Consider the following 24,601-nt stretch of genomic DNA (forward strand, 5'->3'; position numbering starts at 1 on the left):
CCACGGACGGGTCAGTTCCAGGTGCGCGCCCGCAGCGGCATCCCGGAGGCACCGGAGGGCTCCGGGGTCCTGACCGCCAGGACCTGGTTGACGCCGATGTGGTTGCGCTCGAAGGCGACGGCGCTGGCCGCCATGTACAGGCGCCAGACGCGGGCCCGGCCGGGGCTGGTGAGCTTGACGGCCCGCGCCCACTGCGCCTCCAGGTTGGTGACCCAGCGGCGAAGGGTGAGCCCGTAGTGCTCGCGGATGGACTCGACGTCTCGCACCTCGAACCCGGCCCGCTCCAGCTGCATCACGGTCGTACCGAGGGGTGCGAGTTCGCCGTCCGGGAAGACGTACGCGTCGATGAACTCATCCACGGAGTACGCCGATTCGTCGCGCTGGGGCCGCCGGGCGATCTGATGGTTGAGCAGCCGGCCACCGGGCTTGAGCAGTTGGTACAGCACCTCGGCGTACTCCAAGTAGCGGTCGGCACCCACGTGTTCGGCCATGCCCACGGAGGAGATGGCGTCGTACGGCCCGTCGGTGACGTCCCGGTAGTCCTGCACCCGGATCTCCACCTTGTCGGTCAGCCCCTCGTCGGCGACCCGTTTACGGGCGTACGCGGCCTGTTCCTGCGACAGCGTGACGCCGACGACGCTCGCGCCGTGCTCGCGGGCCGCGTGGATGGCCATGGAGCCCCAGCCGCAGCCGACGTCCAGGAGCCGCTGACCGGGCTTCAGGCCGAGCTTGCCGGCGATGAGTTCGAGCTTGTCGCGCTGGGCGTCCTCGAGTGTGCCGCCGTCCTCCCAGTAGGCGCACGAGTAGACCATGGAGGGGCCGAGGACGATCTCGTAGAAGTCGTTGCCCACGTCGTAGTGGTGGCTGATGGCTCGTTTGTCGCTGCGCTTGGTGTGCAGGTGGCGGCGTCTGCGCACCTCCTCACGGGGCGGGGCGGGCGGCAGCGGGGGCCCGGCCATCTTCAGCAGGCCGCGCACGGCCGCGCGTACCTCGGGATCCCGCAGCGCCTCGGCGACTCCCCGCGCGTCCTCTCCCCGCTGCCACACGAGCCCGGACATCAGGTCCAGGGCGGTGTACAGGTCGCCCTCCACGCCGAGATCACCGGCGACCCAGGCCCGGGCCAGGCCCAGTTCGCCCGGCTTCCACAGCAGGCGGCGCAGGGCCTTCCGGTTGCGCACGATGAGCGCGGGGGCGCCGGGTGGACCTGCTTCCGAGCCGTCCCAGGCGCGGATGCGCACCGGGAGCGGAACCCCCAGCAACTGTTCGACAAGGCTGTTCAGCCGCAGCGCGGCGTCCTGCATGGCGCACACCTCCGTGACGACATTCCCGAACGCTCCAAACAACACGTAAACACCAACCGGTCTCTCGCGCAGTCCCCCTTCCGCGTTACAGCTGAGCAAAATAGCTGTAGCCGCCACGCTTTTCGCGCGGCGGCGGGCCTCGTCGGGAACGCCGAAGGGGCCGCCCGCACCACGGATGGCGGGCGGCCCCGTCGGGGCCGTCAGAGTCCCGGGGGGAGGAGGCCTTGGCCTTCTCCTCGGTCTTGGCGACGGGCGCGGGTGCGGCCGCCGCGGCCGGCGCCGGCTTGGCGGCCTCGTAGAACTCCTCGCGAGGAGACTCGATGGCACCGAGCGAGACGACCTCACGCTTGAGGAACATCGCGAGCGTCCAGTCGGCGAAGACGCGGATCTTACGGTTCCACGTCGGCATGGCCAGCCCGTGGTAGCCACGGTGCATGTACCACGCGAGACGGCCCTTGAGCTTGATCTTCACCTTGCCCATGACGATCATCGCGACGCCCTTGTGGAGCCCGAGACCCGCGACAGCACCCTTGTTGGCGTGGCTGTACTCCTTCTGCGGGAAGCCCCGCAGACCGGAGATCACGTTGTCGCCGAGAACCCGCGCCTGACGCAGCGCGTGCTGCGCGTTCGGCGGGCACCAGGCGTTCTCGACACCGGCCTTGCGGGCGGCGACGTCGGGCACCTGGGCGTTGTCGCCCGCGGCCCAGATGTAGTCCGTGCCCTGCACCTGGAGCGTGGTCCGGGTGTCCACGTGACCGCGCGGGCCGAGCGGCAGACCGAAGCGGGAGAGAACGGGGTTCGGCTTCACGCCGGCCGTCCACACGATGGTGTTGGAGTCGACCTCGAGGCCGTTCTTGAGAACCACGTGGCCGTCGACGCAGGAGTCCATGGAGGTGGAGAGGTAGATCTCCACACCGCGGCTCTCCAGGTGCTCCTTGCCGTACTGGCCGAGCTTGGGACCGACCTCGGGGAGGATCTTGTCCGCGGCGTCGACGAGGATAAAGCGCATGTCCTCACGGGACACGTTGGTGTAGTACTTCGACGCGTCACGGGCCATGTCCTCGACCTCACCGATGGTCTCCGCACCCGCGAAGCCACCGCCGACGAAGACGAACGTCAGCGCCTTGCGCCGGACGTCCTCGTCGGTCGTGGAGTCAGCCTTGTCGAGCTGCTCGAGGACGTGGTTGCGCAGGCCGATGGACTCCTCGATGCCCTTCATGCCGATGCCCTGCTCGGCGAGGCCGGGGATCGGGAAGGTGCGGGAGACCGCGCCCATCGCGATGACGAGGTAGTCGAAAGGCAGCTCGTACGCCTCACCCACGAGGGGGGCGATCGTGGCGACCTTGCGGTCCTGGTCGATGGTGGTGACCCGGCCGGTGAGGACCTCCGCCTTGGGGAGCACGCGTCGCAGCGGGACGACGACATGCCGCGGGGAGATGCTGCCGGCGGCGGCTTCGGGGAGGAAGGGCTGGTAGGTCATGTACGACCGGGGGTCGACGACCGTGACGGTCGCCTCTCCGTAGCGCATCTTCTTCAGAATGCGCCGAGCTGCGTACAGGCCTACGTACCCACCGCCTACTACGAGGATCCTGGGACGCTCCGTGGTGCTCATGCCATCGAGTATCCACCCGGTCTTGGGGGGTCGCTCGTGCGCCCCTTCACAAGCTTGGTCAGGGTCTCTGCTACACTGCGCCGCCCACGTGACCCAGGTCATGGCGCGACGGGGGGACCACCGTGTAGTGCGGACCGTTGTCAACACCGCGTGAGCTGCCGCTCCGGCCCTTCCGACCGACCGGACCAGCCCCCGGGTTCACCCTCCCGCAACGCCCCCGAAACGCGCCGCCGAGCACGCTTCCGGACCGCCCGAGCCCCCCGGGAGGGCCCCTGCGGCCCATTCCTCGCCCGGCAGCGGGCTTTTCCTTGTGAAGAACTTCACGAACTTTCCTGACGACACTTCCCGGAGGGCCTTTCCGGGCCCCTCAGGACGCGCTCATACGTTATCCGACCTGCTCAGCCGAGGCTACTGACAGGTAGCAAAGGAGAGCTAAGCCACGGACCAGGCGATGCCGTCGAGGATGTCGTGCTCGCTGACGACGACCTCGTCCGCCCCGATCCGCTCCATGATCGAAAGCAGTACCAGAGCTCCCGCGGCGATGACATCGACCCGCCCCGGGTGCATCGAGGGAATCGCGGCGCGCTCGGCGTGCGTGGACGCCAGCAGCCACTCGGTGATCTCGCGGACCTTGTCGTAGGAGACCCGGGAGTGGTGGATCGCCGCGGAGTCGTACTCGGGCAGGTTCTGGGCGATCGCCGAGACCGTGGTGACCGAGCCGGCGAGCCCGACGAGCGTCCGTGCCTCGCGCAGCGGCACGGTCTGCTCCGCGAGGTCCAGCGCCGCCTCGATGTCCGCGCGGATCGCGTCGATCTGCCCGGGCGTCGGCGGATCACTGACGACTCCCTCCTGCACGAGGTGCCGCTCGGTCATCCGTACGCACCCGATGTCGACGGACCGCGCGGCGCGCACGTGCTCCTCGCCCACGACCAGCTCGGTCGAACCGCCACCAATGTCCACGACCAGGTAGGGCTTGGCCAGGTCGTCCCGGCCCGTCAGCTCCTTGGTCGCGCCGATGAAGGAGAACTCCGCCTCCTGGTCGCCGGTGATGACCTCCGGCTCCACGCCGAGGATGTCCTGCACTCCGCGCACGAAGTCCTCCCGGTTCTCCGCGTCGCGGGAGGCGGACGTCGCGACGAAGCGCAGCTTCTGGGCGCCGTGCTCCTTGATGACCGCCGCGTACTCCCGGCACGCCGCGAACGTCCGCTCCAGCGCGTCGGGCGCGAGCCGCCCCGTCCGGTCGACTCCCTGCCCGAGCCGCACGATCGTCATCCTGCGGTCCAGCTCGACGAGTTCCCCCGTGGCGGGATCCGCGTCTGCGACGAGCAGCCGGATGGAGTTGGTGCCACAGTCGATGGCAGCGACCCTGGTCATGGTGTCTGGTCTCCTGGCTGAAGGGTTCTGGCCCGTCCGGCGTTTGAGGACGAGCGCGAAGCGCGACAAGGGGGTCTGGGGGCGGAGCCCCCCAGGTACGGTGGGGGTCCCCCCGCTCGAGCGAAGCCGAGAGTGGGGGAGGGTAGGGGCGGCGGGGGCGAAACTCCCCTCGCCGCACCCCAGCGGCGCGTCAGTCGCCCTCGGCCGGGACCACACACGGCCCCTTGCTCCACCACTCCGGCAGCATCGCGATCGCCTCGTCCCCGAGCGGATTGACCCCCGGGCCCGCGGCCAGGGAGTGCGCGACGAGCACGTGAAGGCACTTCACCCGGTCCGGCATACCCCCCGCACTGGGGAATCCCTCCAGCACCTCGATGGAGTCACGCCGAGCGATGTAGTCCTCGTGCGCGGCACGGTAGGCGGCGGCCAGTTCGGGATCGGTCGCCAGACGGTCCGTCATCTCCTTCATGACGCCGTTGGCCTCCAGCGTCCCGATCGCGGAAGCCGCACGCGGGCACGTCAGGTAGTACGTCGTCGGGAACGGCGTCCCGTCAGGCAGCCGCGGCGCCGTCTCGACGACGTCCGGCTGCCCGCACGGACACCGGTGCACGATCGCGCGCAACCCGCGCGGCGGCCGCCCGAGCTGCTGCTTGAAGGCCTCGACGTCCGCGTCGGTCGGCTCGGTGCGCGGAGTGGGCGGCGGTGGCGTTTCCATGCCGTGATTCACATGTCTTTCTGGTCAGTTCATGGGTCGTCGTCACTGATCGGATCGTGTCACTGATCCGGTCGTCGTCACTGATCCGGTCGTCGTCACTGGTCCGGGCCGTCGTCACTGGTCGGGCCGTCGTCACTGATCCGGTCGTCGTCACTGGTCCGGGCCGTCGTCACTGGTCGGGCCGTCGTCACTGATCCGGTCGTCGTCACTGGTCGGCGGCGTCGGACTTGTCCACGCCGTCCCAGACGTTGGCGTACCAGGGACGGCCGGCCGCCCCCTGTTCGGCGCGGGACTGCTTCGCCGCGTCCGGATCGATCACGACATAGCCGGTCTCACCCGGCATCACATAGTGCAGCCGCTGCCGGATCTGCTGCTGGGCGTACGCGTCGTCCTGCCAGCGCGCCTTGAGGTCGCGCAGCTGCTCGACCCGCTGGCGGGCCTGCTCCCGCTGCCGCTCCAGATTGGCGACCTGGGTGCGCTGGGACACGTACTGCCTCATCGGGTACGCGAGGGCGACGATCAGGGAGCACAGGACGAGGGCCAGCAGCGCGGCCCGGCCGGTCAGCCGCGAGCGGCGGGCCTGCCGCTTGGTCTGGGAGCGATAGACCCGGGCCGCCGTCTGCTCGCCGAGCAGCTTCAGCCTGGTCGCGGTGGAGAACCGGTCCCGGTCCTTCACGGCCATGTCCCGCCTCCCCTTCACACATGCGGACGTCCCCGCACACGGTACGGGACCGGGTACGGGGACGTACGTACGACGCTTCCTACGGCCTCGAGGCTCAGCCTTGCTGTGCCCATCGTCCGCAAAGCGGAACGGCGGGAACGCTCAGCCCTTGCTGTGCCCATCGTCCGCCAAGCGGAACAGCGGGAACGCTCAGCCCTTGAAGCGCGGGAAGGCGCTGCGACCGGCGTACACCGCCGCGTCGTCGAGGATCTCCTCGATGCGCAGCAGCTGGTTGTACTTGGCGACGCGGTCCGAGCGGGCCGGGGCGCCGGTCTTGATCTGGCCGCAGTTCACCGCGACGGCGAGGTCGGCGATGGTGACGTCCTCGGTCTCGCCGGAGCGGTGGGACATCATGCACTTGAAGCCGTTGCGCTGGGCCATCTCGACGGCGTCCAGGGTCTCGGTCAGCGAGCCGATCTGGTTGACCTTGACGAGCAGGGCGTTCGCGGAGCCCTCCTCGATGCCGCGGGCGAGGCGCTCGGGGTTGGTGACGAAGAGGTCGTCGCCGACGATCTGGACCTTGTCGCCCAGCTTCTCGGTGATGACGTTCCAGCCGGCCCAGTCGTCCTCGTACAGCGGGTCCTCGATGGAGACGAGCGGGTACGCGGAGACGAGCTCCTCGTAGTACTCCGTCATCTCGGCGGCCGAGCGGGACTTGCCCTCGAACTCGTAGCTGCCGTCCTTGTAGAACTCCGACGCGGCGACGTCGAGCGCGAGCGCGATCTGCTCGCCGGGGACGTAACCGGCCTGCTTGATGGCCTCGAGGATTAGGTCGAGCGCGGCGCGGTTGGACTCCAGGTTCGGGGCGAAGCCGCCCTCGTCACCGAGACCGGTGGACAGGCCCTTGGTCTTCAGCACCTTCTTGAGGGTGTGGTAGACCTCGGCGCCCCAGCGCAGCGCCTCGGAGAAGGACTCCGCGCCGATCGGGGCGATCATGAACTCCTGGATGTCCACGTTCGAGTCGGCGTGCGACCCGCCGTTCAGGATGTTCATCATCGGAACGGGCAGCAGGTGCGCGTTCGGGCCGCCCAGGTAGCGGAAGAGCGGGAGGTCGCTGGCCTCGGAGGCGGCGTGCGCGACGGCGAGCGAGACGCCGAGGATGGCGTTGGCGCCGAGCGAGCCCTTGTTGTCGGTGGCGTCCAGGTCGAACATCGCCTGGTCGATCAGGCGCTGCTCGGTGGCGTCGTAGCCGACGAGCTCCGGGCCGATCTGCTCAATGACGGCGAGGACGGCCTTCTCGACACCCTTGCCCTGGTAGCGGTTGGGGTCCCCGTCGCGGAGCTCGATGGCCTCGAAGGCGCCGGTGGAAGCGCCGGACGGGACGGCGGCACGACCCGTGCTGCCGTCGTCGAGGCCGACCTCGACCTCGACCGTGGGGTTGCCTCGGGAGTCCAGGATTTCCCGGGCTACGACGACGTCGATGGACGGCACGAGCATCTCCTTCTGGGATGTGACGCGGGTACGCAGAGCTTTTCGCGGGCTCTGCGAGATGAGCCTAACCGCCTCGGAGGGATCGGCCAGCCGGTCGACCACCCCTTGGGCAGAACCGAGAGTAAATTGTTTCCGAACGGAACAAAAACCTGCCCCGTACATGAAACCCGCCCCGCGCCGGCCCGACAGGAAAAAGCCCCGCTCCGGTGCGTACGGGGGAACACGCACCGGAGCGGGGAGCCCGTGGGGACGGGGGCCCTCACCGGGGTCTCCACCATGGAGACCCCTTCTACGAGAGGGCTGTCATTCAGCTGAGGTGCAGCTGCTGACCGGGGTAGATGAAGTCGGCGTCGTCGACGATGTCCTTGTTCAGCTTGAACAGCTTCTGCCAGCCGCCCTTGACGTTCTTCTTCTCGGCGATCGAGCTGAGGGTGTCACCCTTGACGACCTTGTACTCGCCGTCACCCTTCTTGACCTTCTTGCCGGTCGGGGTGGTGACGGTCTTCTTGGCGACCGGGCGCTCGGTGGAACGGGAGGCGGGCTGCTCCGTCGTCCGGGTGGTGGTGCTCTGCGAGCCGCTCGACGAGGAGGAGCTGGAGGGCGTGGACGTGCCACCGCTGTACGCGGCGCTCGACAGGCCCGTGCCGCAGGTCGGCCAGGCACCCTTGCCCTGCGCGGCGAGGACCTTCTCGCCGATGGTGATCTGCTCCGACTTGGAGGCCTGGTTGGCGGTGGAGGCGTAGGCGGTGCCGCCGTACGCGGCCCAGGTGGAGGACGAGAACTGCAGGCCGCCGTAGTAGCCGTTGCCAGTGTTGATGGACCAGTTGCCACCGGACTCGCACTGGGCGACCGCGTCCCACTCGGAGGAGGTGGCGGCGGAGGCGTTGCCGGCCGCCATCAGCGGGGCGGCGATGGCGACACCGGTGACACCGGCGAGCGTGGCGACACGGGTGGCCTTGGAAGGACGGCGGTGCTTGCCCTTGCTGGAAAACAGCATGGAGAGATCCCCTCACCGACGCCTGCGAGGTGAGCTGTCGGGTTCGGGCGGGTGAGTGCCCGGCCGCGCGCCTCGGCCCTTCGGCCTCTGGCGCACGTCTTCACCCCAAGCCGCTCCCGGTCAACTCCCGGGCGCGGCGCTTACCTTGGGTCCCCCGCTCCTGCCTACGGCGCTTGACGCGACGACTGTTCCCGTACGGCCGCTGGCAGGATTCGGCGTTGCGACCGTCGGGGCCCGCGGTGGCGAGCGATCACGACCGTAGACATGCGATCGGCGGAATTCCAAAGACGATCAGGGCTTCTGAGACCCATCTCTCACTCGCGCCAAACCGGACATTACACGGCGAACCAGGACGCGAACTCCCGCTACTTTTCGTCCGTTTCAGCACCAACTGCAAGACTCTGACCGGGGATGATGAGGTCGGGATCGGCACCGACCGTCTCCTTGTTCCCGGCGTACAGCTCGGCCCATCCACCCTTGAGGTCAAGGTCGTCGGCGATCGTCCAGAGACTGTCACCGGTGCGCACGGTGTACGAGCCGTCGGCGGCGTCACGCGAGGCGCTCGAGCCGCGCGAGGCGTGCCGCCCGGAAGCGCTGTCCGTACGACCGTCGGTCACACCCTCCGCCGTGCCCTCGTCGGCGCTGCCGCCACGGTGACGGCCCGCGCCGGTCGTCCCGGACTCGGACGCACCCGAAGAGTCGCCGTTCTGCGTGGAGTTGTCCGATTCGCCATTCGTGGCGGTTTTCGCGTCCGAGCTGTCGGAACCCTGTGAGGTACCGGAAGACGTGTCGGACTTCGTCGAGTTCCCGGTCGCGTCCGAGGAGGAGCCGGACGAGGAAGAGGAGTCGGACGACGAGTCGGACGAACCGGATGAAAGAGACGAACTCGGCGAGTCGGAGGAACTTGACGAGCCCGAGGAGTCCGACGAGCCGGACGTGCTCGACGAGTCGTTCGCCACCCCCGTGTCGACCTCGACCTCGCCCGAGTTCTTGCTGAGCCCGGAGAGCGGCCCACAGGTGGGCCAGGCGGCGAGACCCTTGGCATCGAGGAGCTTCTCGGCGACGGCTATCTGCTGCGAGCGGCTGGCCTGATCGGGCCTCGAGGCGTACGCGAGACCGCCGTGCGCCTCCCAGTCGTCCTGGGTCAACTGCAGGCCGCCGAAGTACCCGTTGCCGTCATTGGTGCTCCACGCGCCGCCGCTCTCGCACTCCGCGACCCGGTCCCACGTGGTGCCGTCGGCCGCGCTCGCACTGGTGGCGCCGAGCAACGGGATCGCGATGGCCGATCCGGTCACTCCTGCGGCGACGATGAGGGCCGGGGCCTGACGGGGGCGACGATGACGGCCGTTCCCGGAGCGCATGCGGAAGCCTTTCGCGTGACAGCAGGTGACTACAGCGGCAGATGGGCCGCGTTGATGGGTGAACGTATCCGCACTCGAACGCTTGTCACAAGTCGATGCAGCGCAGATCACGTGAAGATCACAGAGTTGAGGGACCGTCACTTTTTCCCTGGTGAGAGGCGGTTTCCCGCCCTGCCTACCGCCCGGGTGCGAACTCCACGGGAAGCGTGCGCAACCCCCGCATAATGAGCCCGCCACGCCAGCGCAAATCGGCAGAATCTCCCGCGAGTTGGAGATCGGGGAGGCGGGTGAGGAGGGTGGCGAGGGCGGTCTGCCCCTCCAGGCGGGCGAGCGGCGCGCCGAGGCAGTAATGGATGCCGTGACCGTACCCGAGGTGCTGATTGTCACGCCGCGAGAGGTCGAGCGTGTCCGGCTGCTCGAACCGCTCGGGGTCACGGTCCGCAGCCGCCAGTACGACGAGGACGGGGTCGCCGGGCGCGATGTCCTGCCCGCCGATCCGCACGGCCTCGGTCGCGAACCGCCACGTGGCGAGTTCGACCGGCCCGTCGTAGCGCAGGAGTTCCTCCACCCCGGTTTCCAGGAGCCCGGTCTCCTTGGCGGCGAGGGAGGCCTGGAGGCGTGCGCGCTGTTCAGGGTGGGTGAGAAGCGCGTACGTGCCGTTGCCGATCAAGTTCACCGTGGTCTCGAAGCCGGCGAACAGAAGGATGAAGGCCATCGCCGCCGCCTCGTTCTCGGTGAGGTGTTCGCCGTGATCGGAGGCGCGGATGAGGCCGGAGATGAGGTCTTCGCCGGGGCCGGGCCGCTCGGGGAGGAGTTGGCGCTTGCGGTGGATCAGCTCGGCGAGATACCCGCGCATCTTCTTGACGGACCGCGCCACACCGCCCCTCGGCCCTCCGCCGTGCCGGATCATCATCCCCGCCCAGTCCCGGAAGTCGTCCTGGTCCTCGCGGGGGACGCCGAGCAGGTCGCAAATGGCGTAAATCGGCAGCGGAAACGCGAATTCGTGGATGAGGTCGGCGGAGCCCTTGGCCGCGAACTGGTCGATGAGGTGGTCGGTGAGCTGCTGCACCCGCGGCGCGAACTCGGCCACGCGGCGGGGGGTGAAGGCCTTGGAGACGAGCCGCCGCAGTCGCGTGTGGTCCGGCGGATCGATGTTGAGCAGATGCGTCATCAACTCGGCCTTGCGCTCCCCCGGGATGCCGGTCTTCCCCTTGGCGTGCGGGGGTTCGTCGTGATGGGCCGGGTTCTTGCTCAGCCGCGCCTCGGCCAGGGCCTGCTTGGCGTCCACGTACCGGGTGACCAGCCAGGCTTCCACCCCACTGGGCAGGCGCGTCCTGTGCACGGGCGCGTGCTCCCTGAGCCAGGCGTACGCCGGGTAGGGGTTGGTGGCGAACTCCCAGGTGAAGAGTTCGGGCGTGGGGCCGGTGGGAGTGGGGTGCTCGGTCACCGTCCCACGCTATCCGGAGGGGACAGGCACAGCCTCCGCCATCAGCGAGCCCTGCGTTCGGTCGTCCCGGCCGCCTCACCGGGTCGACGCTGACCTGGAGCAACCGTACTCAGGGGGACCCCCGCCCCACCCCCACCCGCTTCACCCCAGGCTGTCCGTAAATCGCCTGCGGTTTGACTGCGCGGCTCGAGAACTCCCTACATTCGCGAAGTGGACCCCGAAATACTCAGATCCAGCTTCGCGGTCGTCGAGAGACGGGCCGAGTTCGCGGTCAAGTACTTCTACTCGCATCTGTTCCGGCACCATCCGGATGTCCGCGGGCTGTTTCCGCTGGACTTCCCGGAGGACATGCAGCGGCAGCGGGACAGACTATTCGCGGCGCTCACCTATGTGATGCAGCGGCTGGAGGATCCGGGACTGCCAGGGTACTTACGGGAGCTCGGGCGGGACCACCGGAAGTATCTGGCGGAGCCGGAGCATTACGCGGCCGTGGGGGCGAGTCTGATCGCCGCGTTCGCCGTCGTCGCGGGGCCGGCGTGGAACGTGGAGGTCGAGAAGGCCTGGGGCGAGGCGTACGGGGCGATCACGAACGTGATGCTGCAGGGCGCGTGGGAGGCACAGCACCACGGCGAACCGCCCTGGTGGGACGCCGAGGTCACCGCCCGGACCCGGCACGGCGACGACCTCGTCGTACTGACCCTGCGTCCGCACCAGCCCCTGGTCTACCTCCCCGGCCAGTACGTCAGCGTCAACCTCCCCCACTTACCGGGCATTTGGCGGCCCTACTCGCTCGCCAACGCACCCCGCCCCGACCACACCCTCGACCTGCACATCAGCCGCGTCGAGGACGGCGTCCTGTCCACCGCCCTCGTCCGGCAGACCCGCAAGGGCGACGTCCTGCGGCTGGGCGCGCCCGGCGGCACGCTGACCCTGCGCACCCCCGTGGACCGGCCGCTCACTCTCATCGCGGCCGGCACCGGATGGGCACCCGTGAAGGCCCTGCTGGAACAGCTCGACGACGCCCATGAGGCCCGCCTCTTCCTCGTCGCCCGCGACACCTCGTACCTGTACGACCGTGCCGCCCTCGAGCGCCTGCGGGACCGGCTCACCCGACTCGCCGTCACCTTCATCACCCCCGCTCCCGGCCGCCCCAAGGCCCAGGCGACCGAACGGCTCCTCACCGCGCTGGGCAACCGCGCCGGCTGGACCCGGCACGACGTCTATCTCGCCGGTCCGCCCGAGCTCGTCGAAGAGATCGGCGAGGGGCTGCCCACCCTCGGCACGCCGTCCGACCGCATCTTCCACGACGTCCTGGCCCCGACCGGCCGGGGACGCCCTCGCCCAATGGGCGCGGCGGAATGGCTGCTCGACCGTCCCCAACCGAGCTGGCACAACCCGTCGAGCCGCGCCCCGCAGGCGTAGCTCCGGTGCCCGGCTATCGAGCCGCGCTCCACAGGCGCGACAGCCACAACTCCGGGCCTGGATCGTCGTCGTCGACCCTCGCCGCGAAAGGCGTCACTCCGGTGCCCGGCCGTCGAGCCGCGCCCCGCAGGCGCGACAGCCACAACTCCGGGCCTGGATCGTCGTCGTCGACCCTCGCCGCGAAAGGCGTAACTCCGGTGCCCGGCCGTCGAGCCGCGCCCCGCAGGCGCGACTCCACCCTCTGGTCGTCTCATTCCTCCCCCGTCTCCACCCCTTCCGCCGCGCGGATCGCGTCCCGGTACGCCCGGCCCGCCGCTCGCAGCGCCGCCTCCGGGTCCACACCCTCGGCCTCGGCGCGCGCGGCTGTCGCCAGCAGCTCGTAGCCGACGCCCTTCCCCGCGGGAAGAGGCACCTCGAGTCCCGCCGTTCGGACCCGGGACGCCAGCTTCGCCGCCAGGGCCAGGCCCGGCTGACCGAGCGGTATCCCCTCCGTGACGGACGTGCGCTGCTTCTCCTCGGCCTTGGTGCGCAGCCAGTGCTCCTTGACCTCCTCGGGTGTCGTCGCCGTCTCGTCGCCGAAGACATGGGGATGGCGGTGGATCAGCTTGGTGACGATGCCGCCCGCCACGTCGTCGATGGAGAAGGGGGCGGAGCCATCCTCCGGGCGCCCTTCCTCGGCGATACGGGCGTGGAAGACGACCTGGAGCAGGACGTCGCCGAGCTCCTCGCGCAGTTCGTCGCGGTCGCCCTCCTCGATCGCCTCGACGAGTTCGTACGCCTCCTCGATGCCGTACTTCGCCAGGCCTTCGTGGGTCTGCTGGGACGACCAGGGGCACTCGGTGCGGATGCGGTCCATGACCTGGACGAGGTCGAGGAGGCGGGCGCCCGGCAGGTCGTAGGAGGCGGGCAGCAGCTCGAGGTCCGGCATCTGTATGCGGCCGGAGCCGGCCAGCTGGGCCAGACCGTCGGTCAGCCGCGGCTCGCCCTCGCCAGTGGCGACGACGACCAGTGTGCGGCCGCCCGCGCAGGCGTCGACCAGCTCCTGAGCGGTCGGCGAGGCCTCGTCGACGACGATGCCGGCCTCGCGCAGATACGGCAGCTGCGGATGCATTCCGTCCGCGCACACGACCTGGTCGGCGGTGCGCAGCGCCTGCCAGGCGGGCCAGGACAGCAGTCCGGGTGCCACGCGGTGGCTGGTGGTGAGCAGGACGATGCGGCCCGGGTCGGCGGCGGTCGCGTCGCCTGTGGGTCCGGTCGCGGTCGCGTCGCCAAAGGGTCCGGTCGCCGTCGCGGACGGATCGCCAACGGGTCCGCTCGCAGACGGGTCGCCAACGGGTCCGCTCGCAGACGGGTCGCCAACGGGTCCGCTCGCGGTCGCGTCGCCAAAGGGTCCGGTCGCGGTCGCGGACGGGTTGCCAACGGGTCCGGTCGCGGTCGGGTCGCCGTCGAAGCTGCTGGTTGCGTTCACCCCTCGAACGTAACCCACGTCGCCGACAGCCCCAGCAGTTGTCCACAGGCCGCGTTATCCACAGGCCCACCCGGTGCACGGTCCGGCCGGAGGAAGCGGCGGGACAGCCGACCGTCGCCCCGCCGAACCCGCCGAACCTGCCGCGCCCGCCAAGCCGCCGACCCGCCGCGCAGCCATCCACACGACTTTATCCGCGAGGCCCCCAGCCGAACCGTTTATCCACAGCCCCCGCGCCCCGCGCCCGACCGCTACGTCGTCTGCTGTGCCCCGGCAGCCACCGTGACCTCCCGCAGCCACGGCGTCTTCGCGTCGACGCGGCTGCTCTTCTGGACGTCCCAGGCGCCGTAGCGCGGGTTCAGGTCGACGTGGAGTTCCTTGGACGCGGCGGACAGCGCCTTCCAGAACGTGGTCTTGCCCTGGGTGGTGTTCATGTCCGCGCCCAGCGTGGCGGCCAGTTTCCGGGCCTCGATCTCGGTGCGGAGGCTGTCGTCGAGACGCCTGGGTGCCACCCCGTACTGCTGCAGCCAGGTCGTTTCCAGCGCCTTCGAACCGCCCGCCTGCTGTTCGAGAGCGGTCCGCATCTGCTGGGTGTCCTTGCGGGTCACGGTGACGCCCGCGTTCTTCGCGGCGCGGTCCAGGACCTTGTCGAGGACCATGCCGTGCAGGGTGTCGCGGGTGAGGCTGCCGGTCTTGGCGATGGCCTGCTCGTACTGCGCCTCGTCCTGGGTGGCGGCCTGCTGCGCCGCGCGCACCTCCATCACCCGGCTCTCCAGCTGCGCGACCGTGATCCGCTGGCCGCCGACGACGGCCGCGGCGCCTGGATGCGCGTCGCTGCCGCACCCGGTGAGGAGGGGGGCCGCGGCGACGATCGCGGCGGAGAGGACGAGCGCGGTGCGACGGCGGCGGTGCAAGGAAGCCTCCCGAGGAGATTGTGCGACGGTGCACAAAGTCTTGCGGTGATCGATGGTAAGCAGTGGCCCTGCTCTCGGCCACCCTTTCGACCAACGATTCGCCCAGCCTTCAGGCACCGTCGCACCATCACATCGGCATCACGCTGCCCGCGGGTGTCAGCCCGTGATCGCCACCGGAGCGTCCCAGGCGTCCCGGTCCACGGTGATCGTGTAACCGCCGCGCGACTCCTTGCTGTTCACCAGGTACTGGTGGGCACGGCTGTGGTTGGTCCACTGAGTGGCGCCGAACGGCCAGTCCGCGGTCGTGGTGTTCTGCTTGTCCCACAGGGCGTACCAGAGGTTGCCCGGCAGGTCGGTCTTGTCGGTCGCGTTCGCGATGGCCTTGGCGCTGGAGCTGGTGAAGCCGTAGAAGCCGGTGCGGTACGTCTTGGCGTGCAGGGCCTTGTCGAAGGCGCGTACGTAGGTCAGCACGGCGTTGTTGCAGGCCGTGTTCGTCGTGTCGTACGCCTCCATGTCGAGGTAGATCGGGCTGCCGGCCTTCATGCCGAGGGCGGCGGCCTTGGCGACCGCGTCGGCGCCGTCGGTGGTGCCGAGCGAGGCGGCGGTGGTGGCGGTGAGCTTCTCGGGGCTGGTCCCGGTCTGGCAGGACGGCTGCGCGCCTACGTACAGGGGGATGAGCTTCCAGCCGGCCGCGCTGACCGACTTCACCCAGGAGGCGGTGAGGTTGGGCTGGGCGCAGCCGCGGTTCTTGCCGCCTACGTAGACGGCGGCGGCTCCGTAGAAGCCGGTGTTCCAGGCCTTCATCGCGGACAGTGAGGGCGCGGCGCAGGCGTCGAAGGCGCGCCCGGTGAAGGTCCGCTGCGCGGGCCATGTGGTGGCGGCCATCGAGGTCTGCGCGGCGATCCCGGCGCCGGCGACCACGGCCGCGCCGGCCGCGGCCCATGTCACGTATCTGCGCTTCTTGGAATGCCGATGGCTGGACATGAGTGACCCCACCCCTGGTTGTGCACAGCTGTTCGTGCGCTGACTGTGCGTCTCTTACGACGCGGAAACGGATCGCAAAGTAACCCACGTCGCACCCGAGTTCGGGAAACACCCGATCTTGGGGAACACAAGATTCCGCCAAGGTGGCGCAAAGCTTGCGGTCAGCCCCGCACCTGTCCCAGCCACTGGAGCGTCCGCCGGATCTCCCCGGCCATCGGATGGCCGGGGCCGCGCAGCCGTTCCACGTCGTGCAGGAGCCGGGCCAGCGTGTCGTGGGCGGCGCCGCGGTCGCCGAGGGCGAGCAGCAAGTGGCCCATGCGCTGGCGGACTTCGAGGGCGGTCTCCGGGTCCCCGGCGACGTACTGGTTCTCGTAGTACGGCAGCAGCGCGCGGTACTCCGCCAGCGCGGCGGCGGGTTCGCCGAGCTGCTCCAGGCACTGGGCGGCCTCGTAGCGGAAGCGCAGGGACTGCGGGTCGGCCTGGCCGGCCTCGGCGGCGCGTTCGTCGGCGAGACGGCGCAGTTCGGGCAGCGCGCGCCGGTACTGGCCGTCGTCCATGAGCGTGGCCGCGTACTGCTTGCGCAGGGTGCGCACGACGGGCGAGTGCTCGCCGTGCTCGGTGGCGGCTGCTGGGAGGATCGAGCCGAGGATGTCGACGGCCTGCGTGATGCGCCCCTCGCCCAGCAGCCGCTTGACCTCGTCGACGGCGCCCGCGACATCGGGTTTCTCCACGGCGGGCGCGGCCTGCGGCTGCGGCGCCGGCGTGCGCGCCCTGTCGGGCCACGGCGCGTGCGGGCGCAGGAAGGGGCGCGTGGGGTCCAGGGGGGCGCCCGTGGGCATGCCGCGCGCCGGCAGCAGCGGGAGCAGCTGCTCGTACGTCTCCTGCGCGGACGCCGGCCGGTGCTGCGGGTCCTTGGAGAGCAGGCGCAGGACGAGGCTCTCCAGCGCGGGCGGCACCTCGGGGCGCAGCCGGCGCACCGGGAGCGGCGGCTCGTAGAGGTGGCGGTGCAGCACGCCGAGCGCGGTCGAGCCGGAGAACGGCACGTCTCCGCTGAGCAGTTCGTGCAGCAGTACGCCGAGTGCGTACAGGTCGGTGTACGGGCCGACCGCGCCGCCCATGGCCTGCTCGGGGGCCATGTAGGCGGGTGAGCCGATGGGGGAACCGGTGTGGGTCAGCCGCGTGGTGTCCGTGTCCATCACCGACGCCACGCCGAGGTCGAGGACCGTGACGGTGCCGTCCTGCTTGACCATCACGTTCCGCGGCTTCAGGTCGCGGTGCACGATCGGGACGGCGTGCACGGCGCTGAGCACGGCGCACAGTTGGGCGGCGACAGCGACCGCCCACTGCCACGGGTAGGGGTCGTGTTCGGCGAGGTGATCGGAGAGGTCCGCCCCGTCGACGTACTGCATGACGAGGAACAGCTCCTCGCCCACGCTGCCCGCGTCGTGAACCGTGACGAGTCCCGGGTGGTCGACCTGCGCCGTGACCCGGCACTCGCGCACGAAGCGGCGGCGCAGCTCGTCGGCCTCCTGGCCCGCGACCTTGTCGGGGCGCAGGAGCTTGACCGCGACACGTCGGTCGAGGCGCTGGTCGTAGGCCGTCCAGACCTGACCCATGCCGCCCTGCCCGATCAGCGTGGACAGTTCATAGCGGTCCGCGACCATCCGCCCCGTCGCCACGCTCATCTGCCGTCCTCGGGGTGGCCCTCGTGCTTGCGGAGGTAGTCACTGAGTTCATCGAGCTCCGCGCGTACCTGGTCGATGCGCGCGGGCGCGGGGCGCTGGGGCTGAGGCTGGGGCTGGGGGACGGGTATGGGGGTGTGTGGGGCCGGGGGCTGCGCGATCTGGGTGGCCGGGTACGGCTGGGGCTGCGGATAGCCGTATGCGACCGGGGGCGGCTGAGCCGGTATGTATCCCGGGAAGGGGGGCGGCTGCCGGTGGTGCCGGATGTCCACGACCAGGAAGTACGCGGCGCTCAGCGCGCCCAGCAGGAGCACACCGGCCAGCGCGAAGTCCGTGCGGTGATCCGACTCCGGCAGCGAGCCCACCACGGCGAGCCCGCCGAACGCCAGGGGCAGGCTCAGCCAGGCCACCGTCCAGTCGAACCACTTGCCGCGCAGCACGGCGACCCGGAACAGCGGGACGCAGGCCAGCAGACCGCAGGTGAGGAAACCGGCGGCGGCGAACAGCACGCGGAGGCTGATGACCGTAGCCGCGCTGCGGGGAGGCGGCGCCGCTCCGTGGCCGTACATGACTGCTCCCGAGGACCTGATGACGATGGACTGACGAGTTCGGAGTCCGAGCGTATAGGCCGACAAGGACAACCGGTCCCGGGTTGTACCGAACCGTTGTCGTGCTGATCACTTCGCCCGTCCCGCCGGGACTCGGCGGGCGCCCCGCCGGGCCTCCGCGGGCGTTCCGCCGGTACTCCGCAGCCGTTCCCACTGGTGCTCAGCCGGCCGTTCCCACTGGTCCTCAGCCGGGCATTCCCACCGGCGCTCAACCGGGCATTCCCACCGGTGCTCAGCCCGGCGCGACCGTCCCGTCCGTCAGACCGTCGTACATGCCGCGCACGAGCTGTTCTCCGAGCCGGCCCGCGCGCCGGAGCGCGTCCTCGAACTCGGCGAGCGCGCGGAAGCGTTCGCCGTAGCGGCGCTGCTCGTCGAGTGGCAGCCGGGGCAGTTGGAGGCGGCGCACGTCGAGCCGGGTGGCGGTCGACGCGTAACTGCTGGCCTGCCGGTTGTTGGCGGTGCCGCGCAGGAAGCCGGCCAGGAACCACGGGTCGAGGGCGGCCGGATCGGGGCGCAGCAGGGTGAGGTTGCGCCCCAGGGCGGCGCCCGCCGTCTTCTCGTCGACCACGCGCGCGATGGAGCCGCCGCCGAGCACGGGGACGACGACATCGCCCGTTTCCACCAGCGCGGCTTCCTCCTCCCCCTCGGGGAGGCTCCCGGAGGGCGCGGTACCGGCGAGCACGTCGTGGTCGGTGAGCACCGGCACGCGCGCGGGGGCGCCGATTCCGCCCGTGCGCAGCATCAGCGCGCCTCCTCGCGCCAGTTCACCGACCGTGATGAGCGGCCAGCGCGTGGGCTGCGCCCGCCGGGCCTCGGGGGGCATGAGGTCCGCGGCGAGGCGCAAGGTCTCGGCGAACCGCTCGCGCGCGCCCGCGAGTTGCTCGGTGCCACCCCCGGCGGGCGGCGGCGGCAGATGGCGGGCCGGGGCCAGGTCGACGTCGTCGTCGAGGAGTTCGATGACCGGCACCGCACGGCTGAACCCCGGCTCCTCCCGCGCGCTGCCGGTCCGGTCGTAGGGCCGCCAGGCGTCGAGCACCGCGGTGCGAACGGCCTGCCAGTCGAGGCCGCCCCGCCCTTCGGCCGCCAGCGTGCCGGTGTCGACGAGCAGCACCTCGGGCTGCGCGGGCGCCTTCTCGGGGCGGCGCAGCACCCATACATGGAGCGGGATGTTGTACGGGGGCGCGGCGCCGATCGGCAGGGCGATCACGGCGCGCAGGGCGCCGCGGCGCAGCAGGTCGGCGCGGATTCGGCGGCCCGAGCGGCGGGAGGCGGCGGCCGGGGGCATGAGGAGCACGGCGCTGCCGCCGTCCTTGAGATGGGCCAGCGCGTGCTGCACCCAGGCCAGTTCGGACTCCGTACGGGCCGGGAAGCCGTACTCCCAGCGGGCGTCGTAGGCGAGTTCGTCGTGGCCCCAGTTGCGTTCGTTGAACGGCGGGTGGCACAGGACGGCGTCGGCCTTGAGCGCGGGATGCGCGTCCGCGCGCAGGCTGTCCCCGGTGGCAGTGCGGACAGCGGCCTTTCCCTGGAGAGCGAGCCGCAGCGCGGACAGCGCCGCCAGTTCGGGGGCGCTGTCCTGGCCGTACAGCGCCTGGTCCGGCTTGGGCGGCACGGCGCGCAGGAGCGCGCCGGTGCCGCACGCCGGATCGAGCGCCGTACGCGCCGGTCCCGCGAGCTCGGCCATCAGCGCGGCGAGGTCACCCGGAGTGAGCGTGTACTGGCGCGGGTTGGCGTCCAGATGCCGCCCGAGCAGGAACTCGTACGTCTGCCGGGCGCCCAGCTCGGCGGCGAGTTCGGCGGCGCCGCGCAGCAGCGGGGCGGACGGGAGGAGCTCGGGGCCGGTCGGGGTGTTCACAGCGCGCTCGCGGGGGGCGCCGAAGCGGGGGGTGATCACCTGGTCGAGCGCGGCGGGCAGCAGGGCGGCGAGGCGTTCGTCCGAGCCCGCGCTCAGCTCCAGCCAGTCGGTGGGGCGGTCATGGATGAGCAGGAGCGCGCAGCCGGCGTGCACCAGGGCGGCAACGGGGCCCTCGGGATGCCCGGCGAGCTGCTGCCAGACGCGTTCGCGCAGCGGCACCTCGGCGAGTTTGCCCTGGTCGCGCAGCCATGCCTCGACTTCGGCGAGCGCGAAGGAGGGGCTGGTCTCGGTGCCGCCGACCGGCTTGGGGAAGTCGGCGTGGCGGCGGCGCCAGTTGCTGACGGCGGCGCGGCCGACCCCGGCGAGCCGCGCGATCCCGGCAGCGGTCACCTCTGTCGCGTTGTCCTGCACCGCCCGGCTCCCCTCGTTCTGGTCCTGACTGGCCCTGGCCCTGAGTGGTTCAGGCCGGTCCTGACTCTCTGACCCTGATTGCCCCTGACAACCGCACTGGCCTGCGGCGTTATGTCCGGCGCCGGCCTGTGGGGCCGTTTAGGGCTCACCTCAGGCGGCGTCTGTGATCCCGAGCATACCGACGCATGCAAGATCTACCTCTTCACAGGCGTGTACACGACCCTCCCTGTGAATCGTGTTGACTCGGTTCACAAGCTCTGCTGTTATTGACCCATCGAACGGGCAACCGCCACGAAGGGGCTGTTGTCGCCGCTGGGGAGGGGACCTCATGGGTACGAAGGGCAAGATCGCGCTGGGGGCTGTCGTGGGCGTGGTCGTCATCGGTGTCGTCTCGGCGAACGCCGACGGCAACAGCGGCAGCGGTTCCGGCGACAAGGGCAAGGACACCTCCGCCTCGGCCGAAGGCGAGCCCGGCAAGAAGGCCGACGCCACATCGCACGGCAAGAGCGGCGACAAGGCGGAGAAGACCGGGAAGAAGGCCCAGAAGAAGGTCGCGTTCAAGGGGGACGGCGACTTCCAGGTCGGCACGGACATCAAGCCCGGCACCTACCGGACCACGGGCAACACCGACGGCATGTGCTACTGGGAGCGTGCCAAGGACGCCTCGGGCGAGCTGGGCTCCCTGCTCGCGAACGACAATGTCAGCGGCACCAGTTACGTGACCGTCAAGGCGAGCGACAAGCTCTTCAAGACCAGCGGCTGCGAGGACTGGGAGGCCGTCGGCGCGAAGGCGCCCGGCACACCGGCCTCGCGCATCAAGGGCGACGGCGGCATGTACAGAGTCGGCGCCGACATCGCTCCCGGCACCTACAAGTCCACCGGCAACGCCGACGACTCCTGCTACTGGGAGCGCGACAAGGACGCCACGCACTCCCTCAACTCGATCGCGGCCAACAACAACGTGACCGGCACGGCCGTCGTCACCATCAGCGCCGGCGACGGCTACTTCAAGACCACCGGCTGCGGCGACTGGAAGAAGACCGGCTGACGCGGCGCCTCGACCAACCGGGCGTCAACCGCGGCGCCTCAGTTCAACGGCGTCTCAACCAACGGGGCCTGGACCAACCGCATGTCAGCCCACCACACTTCAGCCCACCGAGCCGGGCCGCCCTCTTCCTCTTCCCCGGCCCCCCAACAGACACCTCGTCACCACCACACATCACCTCAAGGAACTCTCATGCGTCGCACCGCACTTGCCGCCCTCTGCCTCGCCGCCGCGGCCACCGCGGGCCTCACCGGCTGTCTCTCCGGCGAGAACAAGGCGGACAGCAAGCCGAAGGGCCCGTTCGCCGGGCTGACCGGGGGCGAGATCGCCGACCGGGCCGTGAAGGCCACCACGGGCGCCACCTCGCTCCGTATGAAGGGCGACATGCCCGACGACGAGGACGGCGGCACGATCCGGATCGACATGGCGCTCGACAAGAAGGGCGAGTGCGCCGGAACGATGAGCATGAACGGCCAGGGCAAGGCCGATCTCATCAAGACCGGCGACACCGTCTACATGAAGTACGACGAGGCGTTCCTGCGCGCCCAGAGCAAGGGCGACTCCAAGTCCGAGACCGACGGGGTGGTGGAGATGCTGGCCGGCAAGTGGACGAAGATGGCCGCGACCGGCTCCGACGCCAAGGACATCGCGAGCTTCTGCGATCTCGACACCGTGCTCGCCGGCGCGGAGGACGTGAACTCCGACGCCACCCGCGGAAAGACCAGCAGCGTGGACGGCACCCCGGCGATCGTCCTTCACGAGAAGGACGGCAAGGACCGCTACACCCTGTACGTCGCCACCGAGGGCAAGCCCTACCTGCTGCGGGTCGACAGCACCTCCGCCAAGGACCCGGGCACGCTCACCTTCAGCGAGTACGACAAGCCGGTCCCCGCCGAGAAGCCCGCCGGCAAGGTCCTGGACCTGGACAAGCTGGGCGGCTGAGGTCCCCGCACCTCGCGCCACCCCTCCAGTCCGACACCTCCAGCTCCACGCGGCGCAGCGTGGGCGGCGGCCGGCCGCAAGGGGCTCAGCCCGCGTGGAAGCGCGCCGGCGCGCTCGTCGGGTTGCCGCCCGCGGGGAGCTTCTGGCCGGGGCAGCTGGAGAGCACCTTCTTCATGGCGGCCTTCTCGGCGGCGGTGACCCACAGCCCGTACTTCTTCTTCACAGCCACCTGGGCGGCGACATACGTGCAGCGGTACGCCTTGTTGGGCGGGAGCCAGGTCGCGGTGTCGCCGTCACCCTTGCTGCGGTTGGCGCTCGCGCCTACGGCACGCAGGTTGAGCGGGTCGTTGGCCAAAGCTATCCGCTTGCTCGCGTCCCAGTACTTGGCGCCCTTCTGCCAGGCGTCCGACAGTGCGACGAGGTGGTCTATGTCCACCAGGCTGCGACCACGCGCGTACGTCACCTCCTTGCCGCCGTACGGCTCGGGGTCGAGGAGCCCGGAGGACACCTTGCAGGTGCCGTCGCTGAACTTCACGTCCTTCAGGTCCCGTTTGAGGATGTCGTCGCGGGTGTCGCAGCGGTTGGAGTCCGTGTCGGCCCAGGCCGTGCCGAACCGCTCGCGGCTGTAGCCCGTCTTGGGGGCGCGTCCCTTGACGGTCAGCGAGTCCACGGCGGTGAGGGCGGCGCCGCCGGCCGCCGTCTCCTCAGGCCCCGCGGAACCCGTGGTCTCCTTCTTGCAGCCGCTGACACCGGCACCGACGACGAGCACCACCAGCGCGGCCGTGGCCGCCCCACCCCTCAGACGCAGCACGACGCCCCTCCCCTTCGCCTCCCCGGGTCCGCCCTGTTCGGGCGGGTTTCCCTGCTCCCACGGTATCGGCCGGGGCCCCTCGGCCGTACCCGTCCTCAACGGGCAATCGGCGCACGCCGGGCGTATCGTCGGTGGTGAGTCACCTCCGGAAGGAGCTCTGGATGGGCATCTTCGACAGATTCAGGAGCCAGGCGCAGAACAAGGGCAAGGACATGTCCGACACTGCGGAGAAGGACGTCAACGAGAAGACGGGCGGGAAGTACGAGAGCCAGGTCGATCAGGCCCAGCAGAAGATCGAGGGCCGGATGGGCATGGACCGCGACCGGCCCGAAGAGCCATAACCGGAGACGCACGGAGGCCAGTGCCGACTGAATCACCCGACACGCTTGCGGCGGAGGCCGTCCGCGGAGACCTGACTCCCGCGGGCGGCTTCCCTTGCTTCCCCTTGCCTTGCTCTCCCCTGCTTGCTCTCCCCTGCCTTGCTTTCCCTCGCTTGCCTTGCTTTCCCTTGCTGAAGAGCGACGTTCTTACACCTTCCCGATTCCCAGCGTCGTCTCCGACGGCAGCAGCCCCGAACCCAGCACCGTGACCCAGAACTCGCCGAGCAGGTCGGCGAGGCGTGCGGTGGCGTGGGAACCGAGCAGCTGCCAAGGGGCACAGGCCAGTTCGTCCGTGTGCTGCTCGACCCGGCGGCGCAGCTCGACGCCCGCGTCGGTCGCCGTACCGTCCTCGGTCACCAGGCCGCGTACGACAAGGCGCGCACGCGCGGCGGCCCATTCCGCGGCGCTCCAGCCGCGGCTCTCCAAGCGTTCGACGGAGGCCGCGCCGATCGCGGCGAAGGAGACGAGCGTCTCGACGGGGTCGAGCCCGGCGACGAGCAGTGCCGCGAGATGGCCGTCGCCCCGGTGCTCGCGCAGGATCGTCGCCGCGTGCCACAGCTGGAGGTGGGGCCCTTCGGGCCAGGGCAACTCGGCGTTGGCGGCGGCGAGTGGGCGGCCCGCGGTGTTCGCGGACTCGGCGGCGCGGCGGGCGAGCACGGCCGCCTCGGCGAGTTCGGGGCTGTCGACCCGGTCGCCGAGTATCGCGCGGTAGGCCCGGTCGACGGCCCGCTCCCGCGCCGTGAGCACCTGCTCCGGACCGGCCGTCCGCCACGCGGACTTGACGTGTTCGTCGACCATGCGCGGGCTGAAGCTGTAGAAGGCGGAGGTCACGCGCTCGCCACCGACCGGCCCCAACGGCGCGGCGCGGTACGGGAAGTAGCTCGGCCAGCGTTCCTCGGTCCGGTAGCCGAGCGCGGCCGCCTCCTCGAAGGCCTCCGGCGCGTAGTAGAGCACGGCGTGCAGCGGCTCCAGCAGATGCCACAACTGGCGCACCCGGCCGAGCTCGACACCGCCACCGGTCTCGTTCGCCTCACTCACGTGCCTCGACATGGCTGCCCTCCCCCTCGCCGTGTAACGACCCGAGAACCCTCGCCGTGTCACGATCCGAAAAACCCACGCGGTGTCC

General features: G+C 70.4%; 21 protein-coding genes and 1 riboswitch. Of the genes, 4 read left to right on the forward strand and 17 right to left on the reverse strand.

Annotated features, from left to right (window positions below):
* Positions 1 to 11: 11 nt before the first annotated feature.
* The 9 genes from AB0D27_RS13520 to AB0D27_RS13560 form a co-directional block, all read right to left on the reverse strand.
* On the reverse strand, positions 12 to 1,301 hold the full coding sequence (locus AB0D27_RS13520) for a cyclopropane-fatty-acyl-phospholipid synthase family protein (protein WP_362506631.1): 1,290 nt from the start codon (positions 1,299 to 1,301) through the stop codon (positions 12 to 14).
* An 85-nt stretch (positions 1,302 to 1,386) separates the two neighbouring features.
* Positions 1,387 to 2,913 carry an NAD(P)/FAD-dependent oxidoreductase gene (locus tag AB0D27_RS13525; protein WP_362506634.1) on the reverse strand — a complete coding sequence of 509 codons (1,527 nt, stop codon included), beginning with the start codon at positions 2,911 to 2,913 and terminating at the stop codon, positions 1,387 to 1,389.
* Positions 2,914 to 3,345: 432 nt separating this feature from the next.
* On the reverse strand, positions 3,346 to 4,287 hold the full coding sequence (locus tag AB0D27_RS13530) for a Ppx/GppA phosphatase family protein (RefSeq protein ID WP_362506637.1): 942 nt from the start codon (positions 4,285 to 4,287) through the stop codon (positions 3,346 to 3,348).
* A 190-nt stretch (positions 4,288 to 4,477) separates the two neighbouring features.
* Positions 4,478 to 5,002 (reverse strand): DUF501 domain-containing protein, encoded by a 525-nt coding sequence (locus AB0D27_RS13535; RefSeq protein ID WP_362506640.1) that lies wholly within the window; start codon positions 5,000 to 5,002, stop codon positions 4,478 to 4,480.
* Between the two features lie 205 nt (positions 5,003 to 5,207).
* Positions 5,208 to 5,684 carry a septum formation initiator family protein gene (locus AB0D27_RS13540; protein WP_362506643.1) on the reverse strand — a complete coding sequence of 159 codons (477 nt, stop codon included), beginning with the start codon at positions 5,682 to 5,684 and terminating at the stop codon, positions 5,208 to 5,210.
* Between the two features lie 189 nt (positions 5,685 to 5,873).
* Positions 5,874 to 7,160, reverse strand: a complete 1,287-nt coding sequence (eno, locus tag AB0D27_RS13545) for a phosphopyruvate hydratase (protein ID WP_362506646.1) — start codon at positions 7,158 to 7,160, stop codon at positions 5,874 to 5,876.
* Positions 7,161 to 7,461: 301 nt separating this feature from the next.
* Positions 7,462 to 8,151, reverse strand: coding sequence for a transglycosylase family protein (locus tag AB0D27_RS13550; RefSeq protein ID WP_362506649.1), 690 nt, complete (start codon positions 8,149 to 8,151; stop codon positions 7,462 to 7,464).
* A gap of 4 nt (positions 8,152 to 8,155) precedes the next feature.
* Positions 8,156 to 8,333: riboswitch (cyclic di-AMP (ydaO/yuaA leader) on the reverse strand.
* A 183-nt stretch (positions 8,334 to 8,516) separates the two neighbouring features.
* Positions 8,517 to 9,512 (reverse strand): transglycosylase family protein, encoded by a 996-nt coding sequence (locus AB0D27_RS13555; protein ID WP_362506652.1) that lies wholly within the window; start codon positions 9,510 to 9,512, stop codon positions 8,517 to 8,519.
* A gap of 175 nt (positions 9,513 to 9,687) precedes the next feature.
* Positions 9,688 to 10,959, reverse strand: coding sequence for a cytochrome P450 (locus tag AB0D27_RS13560; protein WP_362506655.1), 1,272 nt, complete (start codon positions 10,957 to 10,959; stop codon positions 9,688 to 9,690).
* Between the two features lie 210 nt (positions 10,960 to 11,169).
* Between AB0D27_RS13560 and AB0D27_RS13565 the strand changes: the two genes are divergently transcribed.
* Positions 11,170 to 12,381 carry a globin domain-containing protein gene (locus AB0D27_RS13565; protein ID WP_362506658.1) on the forward strand — a complete coding sequence of 404 codons (1,212 nt, stop codon included), beginning with the start codon at positions 11,170 to 11,172 and terminating at the stop codon, positions 12,379 to 12,381.
* A 250-nt stretch (positions 12,382 to 12,631) separates the two neighbouring features.
* On the opposite strand, the gene AB0D27_RS13570 is transcribed toward AB0D27_RS13565, so the two are convergent.
* From AB0D27_RS13570 to AB0D27_RS13595, 6 genes are all read right to left on the reverse strand, one after another.
* Positions 12,632 to 13,849, reverse strand: a complete 1,218-nt coding sequence (locus AB0D27_RS13570) for a nucleoside triphosphate pyrophosphohydrolase (RefSeq protein WP_362506661.1) — start codon at positions 13,847 to 13,849, stop codon at positions 12,632 to 12,634.
* A gap of 248 nt (positions 13,850 to 14,097) precedes the next feature.
* Positions 14,098 to 14,760, reverse strand: coding sequence for a SurA N-terminal domain-containing protein (locus AB0D27_RS13575; RefSeq protein ID WP_362506664.1), 663 nt, complete (start codon positions 14,758 to 14,760; stop codon positions 14,098 to 14,100).
* 156 nt (positions 14,761 to 14,916) lie between these two features.
* Positions 14,917 to 15,744: a glycoside hydrolase domain-containing protein gene (locus AB0D27_RS13580; protein WP_362506667.1), complete on the reverse strand. Its 828-nt coding sequence runs from the start codon at positions 15,742 to 15,744 to the stop codon at positions 14,917 to 14,919.
* Positions 15,745 to 15,905: 161 nt separating this feature from the next.
* On the reverse strand, positions 15,906 to 17,408 hold the full coding sequence (locus AB0D27_RS13585) for a protein kinase (RefSeq protein ID WP_362506742.1): 1,503 nt from the start codon (positions 17,406 to 17,408) through the stop codon (positions 15,906 to 15,908).
* Between the two features lie 17 nt (positions 17,409 to 17,425).
* Positions 17,426 to 17,995, reverse strand: coding sequence for a hypothetical protein (locus AB0D27_RS13590; protein ID WP_362506670.1), 570 nt, complete (start codon positions 17,993 to 17,995; stop codon positions 17,426 to 17,428).
* A 271-nt stretch (positions 17,996 to 18,266) separates the two neighbouring features.
* The gene (locus tag AB0D27_RS13595) at positions 18,267 to 20,297 is read right to left on the reverse strand and encodes an N-6 DNA methylase (RefSeq protein WP_362506673.1); all 2,031 of its coding nucleotides are present in this window, start codon (positions 20,295 to 20,297) and stop codon (positions 18,267 to 18,269) included.
* A 328-nt stretch (positions 20,298 to 20,625) separates the two neighbouring features.
* Here AB0D27_RS13595 and AB0D27_RS13600 point away from each other — a divergent pair, with 328 nt between their 5' ends.
* Together AB0D27_RS13600 and AB0D27_RS13605 are read left to right on the forward strand one after the other, a co-directional pair.
* Complete coding sequence (locus AB0D27_RS13600; protein ID WP_362506676.1) at positions 20,626 to 21,345, forward strand: hypothetical protein; 720 nt, start codon at positions 20,626 to 20,628, stop codon at positions 21,343 to 21,345.
* Positions 21,346 to 21,534: 189 nt separating this feature from the next.
* Positions 21,535 to 22,284 carry a hypothetical protein gene (locus AB0D27_RS13605; RefSeq protein WP_362506679.1) on the forward strand — a complete coding sequence of 250 codons (750 nt, stop codon included), beginning with the start codon at positions 21,535 to 21,537 and terminating at the stop codon, positions 22,282 to 22,284.
* An 85-nt stretch (positions 22,285 to 22,369) separates the two neighbouring features.
* On the opposite strand, the gene AB0D27_RS13610 is transcribed toward AB0D27_RS13605, so the two are convergent.
* Positions 22,370 to 23,095 carry an HNH endonuclease family protein gene (locus AB0D27_RS13610; protein WP_362506682.1) on the reverse strand — a complete coding sequence of 242 codons (726 nt, stop codon included), beginning with the start codon at positions 23,093 to 23,095 and terminating at the stop codon, positions 22,370 to 22,372.
* 161 nt (positions 23,096 to 23,256) lie between these two features.
* Here AB0D27_RS13610 and AB0D27_RS13615 point away from each other — a divergent pair, with 161 nt between their 5' ends.
* On the forward strand, positions 23,257 to 23,436 hold the full coding sequence (locus tag AB0D27_RS13615) for an antitoxin (protein ID WP_362506685.1): 180 nt from the start codon (positions 23,257 to 23,259) through the stop codon (positions 23,434 to 23,436).
* Between the two features lie 186 nt (positions 23,437 to 23,622).
* On the opposite strand, the gene AB0D27_RS13620 is transcribed toward AB0D27_RS13615, so the two are convergent.
* The gene (locus AB0D27_RS13620) at positions 23,623 to 24,525 is read right to left on the reverse strand and encodes a hypothetical protein (protein WP_362506688.1); all 903 of its coding nucleotides are present in this window, start codon (positions 24,523 to 24,525) and stop codon (positions 23,623 to 23,625) included.
* Positions 24,526 to 24,601: the final 76 nt, after the last annotated feature.

This window comes from Streptomyces sp. NPDC048415, from assembly GCF_040651675.1.
In the GTDB taxonomy this organism is placed as follows: Bacteria; Actinomycetota; Actinomycetes; order Streptomycetales; family Streptomycetaceae; genus Streptomyces.